General features: G+C 78.6%; 3 protein-coding genes. All 3 read left to right on the top strand.

Annotated elements, in window-relative coordinates; genetic code table 11:
- Positions 1-248 precede the first annotated feature (248 nt).
- Entirely contained in the window at positions 249-1,640 is a 1,392-nt protein-coding gene (locus tag C1I99_RS28400) for an Hsp70 family protein (protein ID WP_111137276.1), read from the top strand.
- A gap of 5 nt (positions 1,641-1,645) precedes the next feature.
- On the top strand, positions 1,646-4,204 hold the full coding sequence (locus C1I99_RS28395) for a helix-turn-helix transcriptional regulator (protein ID WP_199562420.1): 2,559 nt from the start codon (positions 1,646-1,648) through the stop codon (positions 4,202-4,204).
- Positions 4,201-5,943 (top strand): nitrate- and nitrite sensing domain-containing protein (locus C1I99_RS28390; protein WP_111137275.1); only part of this gene is annotated, 1,743 nt, incomplete at its 3' end. The genes C1I99_RS28395 and C1I99_RS28390, both read left to right, overlap by 4 nt.

Here is a 5,943-nt window from a genome sequence, read left to right as displayed (position 1 = left end):
CGGTCCTTCACGAACCTGGGGAGGTGTCCGTGACGGCGACACAGCGACCGACCCCCGCTGACCCGATGCCGGATACCCAGGCACGGCACCGGGTGTCCAGCGGTGCCTGCCGAGACCTGCCCCCGGATTTGGGGCTCCTTATGCCGGAGTGATCTCTGGTACGAACGTAGGAGCCCACGGGGTTCGCCGGGGGTGGGTCGCCGCACCGGCCGCGGACCGGTCGACCCGCGGGTCGAGGAAAGAAGCAGATGCCGTACGTCCTGGGGATAGACATCGGAAACACCACCACGACCGCCGCCGTGGCGCGGCGCCGCGCCGCCGCGTGGTCCCGGCCGGAGGCAGTACCGCTGGGCGCCGGGACGGCGGCGCTGCCCTCGGTGCTGCACCTGTCCGCCGACGGGACGCTCACCGTGGGTGAGCCGGGCGTCGACGACGGGAACCGGACCGCCCGCGGCTTCCTCCGCCGGGTCGGCGACGACGTGCCCCTGCTGCTCGCCGGCGAGCCGTGCCCACCGCACACGCTGACCGCGGTGCTGGCCGCCTGGGTGGCGGAGCGGATCGTCGACCGGGAGGGCGAGCCGGCCGAGGCGGTCGTGGTCAGCCACCCCGCGGGCTGGGGCCGGCACCGGCGGGAGCTGCTGCACCGCGCCCTGTGGCAGCTCGGCGTGGGCGACGTGACGTTGCTTCCGCGTACGGTCACGGTGGCCGAGAGTCACGCGGCGCGGGGCTTCCCGGGCGACACGGCCGCCGTCTACGCGCTGGGCGGCGACACCTTCGAGGCGGCCCTGGTCCGGCGCAACCAGCGCGGCAGGTACGAGACCTTCGGGCTCCCGCAGGGGCTGGACTGCCTGGGCGGCGCCGACTTCGACGAGGCGCTGGCCGAGCACGTCCGCGCCGCCCTCGGCCGGGAACTCGCCGCCGCCGGGCCCGGCGAGGCGTACGCCACGCTACGCGGGCTGCTGCCGGAGTGCGAACGGGCCAAGCGGGAGCTGACCGTCGGCGTAGCGGCCGACGTGCTGCTGACCCTGCCGAACGGGCCGGCCCGGGTGCCGGTGAGCCGGGCACGGTTCGAGGAACTGATCCGCCCGGCCGTGCAGGCGACGGTGGACCTGCTGGTCCGGACCGTCCACTCCGCCGGGTTGGCGCCGGCGCAGCTCGACGGCGTCCTTCTCGCCGGCGGCTCCGCCCGGGTCCCGCTCGTCGCCGAGCTGCTCGGCGCGGCCCTGCCGGTGCCCGTCGAGGTGGAGCCTGACCCGCAGCTGACCGCCGCCACCGGCGCCGCCCTCGCAGCCTGCCAGGTGGTGTCGCCGCAGCTCCGGCCGCCGGCACCGACGGCCGGCCCGGCGCCGGTCAGCGGTGCCGGGCGGGCGGTCGCGCCGGTCAGCGGTGCCGGGCGGGCGGTCGCGCCGGTCAGCGGTGCCGGGCGGGCGGTCGCGCCGGTCAGTGGCGCCGGGCGGGCCGCCGCGCCGGTCCACGACGCCGGGTGGGGCCCGGGGCCCGTGGTCGCCGGTCATCGGCAGCCCGACCACGATGGGCCGGAGGGCGGGCCACCGCCCCGCCCTCCGGTCCGGTTCACCCCGTTGGAGTTACCGAAGGCGTCCCGCCGGGCGCTGGTCCGCAACCGGGGGCGCGAAGGATGACCACCATGACCATGAGCAGCGTCGCCGGCACCCCGCTCGTGCTGGATCCGGGCGCGCAGACCGTGCTCGACGCGGTCGCGGCGGACCCGGCGGCGCCGCTCCTGCTCGCCGTGACCGGTCCGGGCGGCCACGGCCGCAGCGCGTACCTGCAGGAGCTGGCCCGGATCTACCGGCGCGCCGGGACCACTGTGGTCGAGGACGCTCCCGACGGCGAGATCGCCCCCGACGCGGTGCTGCTGGTCGACGACGCGCACCTGCTCGACGAGGCCCGGCTGCGGGCACTGCACCGCCTGGTCGCCGCCCGCCGGCACCGGGTCGGAGTCGGATACCGCCCGTGGCCCCGGCCGGCGCCGCTGGTCGAGCTGGCCGACGCGCTCCGGCGGGACGGCCAGCTCGTCCTGCTCGCACCGTTCACCCAGGAGCGGACCGCCGCCTACCTCGCCGGCGTGCCGGAGGTCGGGTGCCGGCCCGACCTGGTCGACTTCGTGCACGGTCAGACCGCTGGCGTGCCGCGCGACGTGGAGCGACTGGTGCGCGGGCTGCGCGGGCAGGAGAACCCCGCGGTCGCGCCGGCCGAGCCGCCCCGGCAGGTCGTCCTGGAGTTCGCGGCCGACCTGGACGATGTGGCCCCCGACGTGCGCCGGCTGCTGCTGGCCGTCGCCGCCGGCGTGCCGCTGCCGGTGGACCTGCTCCGCGCGCTGCTCGGCCGGGAGCCGGGGGAGGTGGACGAGTTGGTCGCCGCGACCCGGGCCGCCGGCCTGCTCGGCGCGGACGACCGCCTCGCGCCGGTGGTGCGTCGCGCGGTGACCGCGCTGAGTCCGGCCGCCGACCGCAGCGCGGTCTGGCGCCGGCTCACCGAACTCCAGCTGGCCCGGGGCGGGCCCGTGCTGCCGCTGGTCCGCTCGCTGCTGGCGGCCGGGGTGGCCGGCGACTGCCCGGCACCGACGTTGGAGGCCGCGGCCGAGGAGGCGCTGGCCGCCGAACCGGCGCTCGCGGCGGAGCTGTTCGCGGCGGCCACCGCCGCCGGCCGGCCGGCCACCGCCCGGCAGGCGGTCGCCGCGGCGCTCGCCGGTGACCTCGACGTCGCCCTGCGGCTGGCCGACCGGCTGCTCGCCACCGCGACGGCGACCGACCGGGCGGAGGCGGCGCTGGTTGCCGCCACGGCGCTGGCCCACCGGGGACAGGTCAGCCGGAGCGTGGAGCTGTACCGGTGGTCGGGCGGCGCGTCGGCGGACGCGTTCGCCGCGGTCGGCGCGCTGGCCACCGGCCAGCCGGCCGGCGCGGGCACACCGGGGGACGAACGCGCCGGCGGGCCTCCCACCCTGCAGGCCAGCGCCGCCCGGCTGATGGCCGACGGGGTACGCGAGAGCCTCTCCGGCCCGCCCACCGTCGCCCTCTCCACGCTCGTGCAGGCCGCCGCCCTGCTGGAGCCGGGCGGCCGGGCGGTACTCCTGCCGGACAGCCCAGCCGCGCTGGCCGCGCTGACCGCGGTGCACTGCGGCGAGCTGGACATCGCCGAACGGGTGCTGGACCGGGCCGTGGCCAGCGGGATCGGCGGCCCGCTGACCGTCCGGCGGCACCGGTTGGTGCAGGCCTGGATCCTGCTGGTCCGGGGCCGGACAGCCGCCGCGGCGGACCGGCTGGGCACAGTGACCGCCGACGGTCGGCCGCTGGAGTCCCGCGACCTGCTCTTCGCCACCGCGCTGGAGCTGGGCATCGCCCGGCGCAACAGCGACCTCGGCGCGCTGCAACACGGCTGGGGGCACGCGCTGGAGGCGGTGGTCCGCCACCCGGTGGACCTGTTCACCCTGCTGCCGCTGGGTGAACTGGCCATCGTCGGTGCCCGGCTGGGCGACCTCGGCCGGCTGGAACCGTACCTGGGCCAGGCCCGCGAGCTGCTGGCCCGGCTCGGTGACCCACCACTGTGGAGCACACCGCTGCACTGGTGCGGGCTGCACGCCGCGATCCTCGCCGAGCAGCCGGCGGCCGCCGACGAGCACGTGGCCGCCCTGCGCGCCGCGGCGGGTCACAGCCGGTACGCCGCCGTGGTCGCCGCGGCGGCGGAGAGCTGGGTCGAGGTGCTGCGCGGTGTGGTCGACCCGATCCGGGTGGAGGCCGCCGCCCGCGGACTGCACGACGCCGGACTGTGCTGGGACGGCGCCCGCCTCGCCGGGCAGGCCGCGATCCGCACCGCCGACCGCCGGGCGATGACCACGTTGCTCGACTGCGCGCGGATGCTCCAGGGCCGCCCCGCCGGCAGCACCGGCGGGCAGCGGCCGGCCGGCGGCGCCGACGGGCCGGTCGCCGAGGCCGGCTCCGCCCCGCACCGGCTCAGCGACCGGGAACGGGAGGTCGCCGAGCTGGTGCTGGCCGGGCTGACCTACCGAGAGATCGGCGACCGGCTCTTCATCTCCGCGAAGACCGTGGAGCACCACGTGGCCCGGATGCGGTCCCGGCTCAACTGCGCCAACCGGGCCGAGCTGCTGGCGTTGCTGCGCACCGTGCTGGCCGACCGGCCGAGCACCGCGGCCGGGGCGCCCTGGCCGCGGCGGTCCGCGCCGTGAACGCGGCGCCGACGACGCCGTCCGAGGGTCGGGCCATCCGGTGGCGACTCGTCGCGCTGGCGGTCGTGCTGGTCGCGCTCTGGTCGTACGCCGCCTGCCTGACCGGCCGGGACGCGGCCGACCTGCTCCGGGTGCGAGCCCTGGCCGAGACCCTCGGCCAGCCCACCGATCGGCTGATCGCCGACCTGCAGGCCGAACGGCGGCTGACCGCCGAGACGGTCGCCGGGTCCTCCTGGGCGCAGACCGCGCTCGCCGGGGCACGCGCGGGCACCGACCGGTCGGTGGCCGAGCTGAGCGCCGCCACCGCCGGCATTGACCTGCGGTTGCTCACCGCCGGCGCGGTCCGCGACCGGGCCGACGAGCTGCTCCGGCAGCTCGGCGGGCTGGCCGGGCTCCGCGCCGAGGCGGACGCCGGCCGGCCCGGCGCCGTCGCCGGCTACGACCGGCTCGTCGACGCCGGCTTCGCGGTGTACGGCCCGGAGTGGGGCGCCCGGGAAAGCGACCTGGCCGCCGAGACCCGGGCCGTCGTCGGGCTGGCCCGGGCGCGGGAGCTGCTCGCCCGGGAGGACACCGCGCTCACCGCGGCGCTGGCCGCCGGGAGGATCACCGCAGAGGACCGGCGGCGGCTGGCCGACCTGGTGAGCATCCAGCGGTACGCCCGCGCCGAGGCCGCCGCCGGCCTGCCGGCCGCGGACCGCGACGGCTACCGGGCGCTGGTGGAGGGCCCCCGCTTCGCCGGCCTGCTCGCCGCGGAGGACCAGTTGCTGGGCGCCGACACTGGGTCCGCCCTGACCACGGTGGACTGGCGGTCGGCGGCCGACCCGGCTCTGGCCGGCCTGCACGAGCTGGTCCGCTCCGCCGCCCGCGGCAGCGCCGAGCGGGCCGCGCCCGCCGCGGCGCTGGTGGTCGCGCGGACCGGCCTGGTGCTGGGGCTCGGTCTCGTCGCGGTGCTCGTCGTGCTCGCCGGCTGGGCCCGCGCCGTCCGCCGGCTGGCCGGCCGCGCGGCCGGAGCCGCACCGGTGGCCGCCGCACCCGCGGAGCCCGCCATCCGGGACGTCTTCCTGCGGCTCACCCGGCGCAACCAGGCCCTGCTGCGTGAGCAGCTCACGCTGCTGGACGCGATGGAGCGGCGCGAGCACACCGCGGCGGAGAGCGCCGACCTGTTCCGGCTCGACCACCTCGCCACCCGGGTCCGCCGCAACGTGGAGACACTGGTCACCCTCGCCGGCGCCCGGCCGGCGCGACGTTGGCGACGACCGGTTCCGCTGCTCGACGTGGCCCGCGGCGCCGCCGCCGAGGTCGCCGACTACCAGCGCGTCCTGGTTGCGCCGGACTGGCCCTGGTCGCTCGCCGGGCCGGCCGTCACCGACGTCATTCACCTGCTCGCCGAGCTGGTCGAGAACGCACTGGCGTTCTCGCCGCCGGACACCACCGTGCGGGTCACCGGCGAGTCCGGGCCGGGTGGCTGCGCCGTCGTGGTCGCCGACGACGGGCCCGGCCTGGACGCCGCCGCGCTGGCCGAGGCGAACGACCTGCTGGACGCCCCACCGCCGGGCGGCCCACCGCCGGGCCGGGCCGGGCTCTGGGCCGCCGCGAAGCTCGCCGCCCGGTGCGGTGCCCGGGTCTCGCTGCACCCCGGACGGCGCGGCGGTACCAGCGCGGTGGTGCGGCTGCCCGCCGACCTGGTCACCCCGACCGGCCCCGCCGGCGCGCCGTCCGGGGTGCAGCGAGACCCGGGC

The organism is Micromonospora deserti (assembly GCF_003236335.1).
Taxonomy (GTDB): Bacteria; Actinomycetota; Actinomycetes; order Mycobacteriales; family Micromonosporaceae; genus Micromonospora; species Micromonospora deserti.
This window is presented reverse-complemented; position numbering and strand designations above follow the sequence as displayed.